The sequence below is a fragment of the Klebsiella sp. EMBS2024 genome (assembly GCF_036233805.1).
Classification (GTDB): domain Bacteria; phylum Pseudomonadota; class Gammaproteobacteria; order Enterobacterales; family Enterobacteriaceae; genus Klebsiella; species Klebsiella pneumoniae.
Window position 1 is genome coordinate 2,723,240 of the sequence record NZ_JAZARW010000001.1, and the last position, 1,693, is coordinate 2,724,932.

At 59.0% G+C, this 1,693-nt stretch carries 2 protein-coding genes and 1 pseudogene; all 3 read right to left on the reverse strand.

Annotated elements, in window-relative coordinates:
• Positions 1–8: 8 nt before the first annotated feature.
• The gene (gene rfbC / locus VZP09_RS12605) at positions 9–563 is read right to left on the reverse strand and encodes a dTDP-4-dehydrorhamnose 3,5-epimerase (RefSeq protein WP_328795183.1); all 555 of its coding nucleotides are present in this window, start codon (positions 561–563) and stop codon (positions 9–11) included.
• Between the two features lie 14 nt (positions 564–577).
• Complete coding sequence (rfbD, locus tag VZP09_RS12610) at positions 578–1,510, reverse strand: dTDP-4-dehydrorhamnose reductase (RefSeq protein ID WP_023149890.1); 933 nt, start codon at positions 1,508–1,510, stop codon at positions 578–580.
• Positions 1,500–1,693: pseudogene (locus tag VZP09_RS12615) on the reverse strand (glucose-1-phosphate thymidylyltransferase); the annotation flags it as partial. The gene rfbD and the pseudogene VZP09_RS12615, both read right to left, overlap by 11 nt.

A 1,693-nucleotide genomic window follows, 5' to 3' on the forward strand; every position in this document is an offset into this window, starting at 1 on the left:
CAACCTAATTATTTATATAATTCTGCGTTGGCCAGCGTGTGTGCCTGCAGATCTTTCTCCGACAGCGACAGCGCGCAGTCGCCCAGCGCCGGCCAGTCAATCCCTATCTCCGGATCGTTCCAGATGATNCTCCGCTCTGACTGCGGCGCGTAGTAGTTCGTCGCCTTGTAGACNAACTGCACCGTGTCGCTCAGCGCCATAAACCCGTGGGCGAATCCTTCCGGGATCCACAGCTGACGTTTATTCTCTGCGCTGAGCACCGCGCCCACCCATTTGCCAAAGGTGGGTGATGAACGACGGATATCCACCGCCACGTCAAATACCTCACCTTCCACGCAGCGGACCAGTTTGCCCTGTGCGTGCGGATCCAGCTGATAGTGCAGCCCGCGCAATACGCCTTTCTGGGACTGGGAGTGGTTGTCCTGGACGAATTCCACCTGGCGGCCCACCGCCTCATTGAACACCTTGCTGCTGAAGCTCTCAAAGAAGAAGCCCCGCGCATCACCAAACACGCGCGGTTCAAAAATCAGCACCTCAGGGATCTCTGTTTTAATAATGTTCATCTTTTGCCACCCGTTTATTTACCCAGGACTTCTGTTACCACGCGAGCCACACCCTGACGCCAGTCCGGGAGAGTCACCCCGAATGCCTGCTGGAATTTTTCATTCGACAGGCGAGAGTTGAGCGGACGCTTCGCCGGCGTCGGATAGGCCGTCGTCGGAATGCCCTTCACTTCCTGAACCGCCAGCTCGGCACCGTGCGCTCTGGCCACCTCAAACACATAGCGGGCGTAGTCGCACCAGCTGGTCTCGCCGCTGGCCACCAGATGATAGGTGCCGGCCAGCGCCGGATCACGCAGCGTTTCACGGATTGCCGTCGCCGTGCAGTCTGCCAGCAGCTCTGCGCCGGTGGGCGCCCCGTGCTGGTCGTCAATGATGGAGAGCGTCTCTTTCTCACCCGCCAGGCGGAGCATGGTTTTGGCAAAGTTGGCACCGCGGGTGGCATACACCCAGCTGGTACGGAAAATCAGGTGACGCGGGTTGCCCTGCTCCAGCGCCAGTTCACCGGCACGCTTGGTTTCGCCGTAGACGTTCAGCGGGCCGGTTGCCTCATCTTCCCGGCGATAATGACTACCGGCGCCGTCGAACACATAGTCCGTGGAATAGTGCACCATCAGGGCACCCAGCTTCGCCGACTCCGCCGCCAGCACCGCCACCCCTTTGTCGTTCAGCAGGTCGGAGAGCTCCCGCTCGCTTTCGGCCTTGTCCACGGCCGTGTGCGCGGCGGCATTCACCACCACGTCCGGGCGNACNGTACGCACAGTCTGCGCGATACCGTCCAGATTAGTCAGATCGCCGCACAGCTCTTTATCAAAGTAATCCACCGCGACCACATCACCGAGCGTGGAGAGGGAGCGCTGCAGCTCCCAGCCCACCTGGCCATTCTTGCCAATCAGTAATATCTTCATCTTGTTATTTTCCTTTAATGGCCGTGCGGGTTCAGTCTTCACTGAGCAGACGTTTCAGGTAGGCACCGTACTCGGTTTTCTTCAGACGCTCCGCCTGAGCCGCCACCCCTTCCGCCGACAGCCACTGATTACGATAGGCTATCTCTTCCAGACAGGCGACCTTCATCCCCTGGCGCTTCTCAATGGTATGAATAAACTGAGAAGCTTCAATCAGGCTGTCATGGG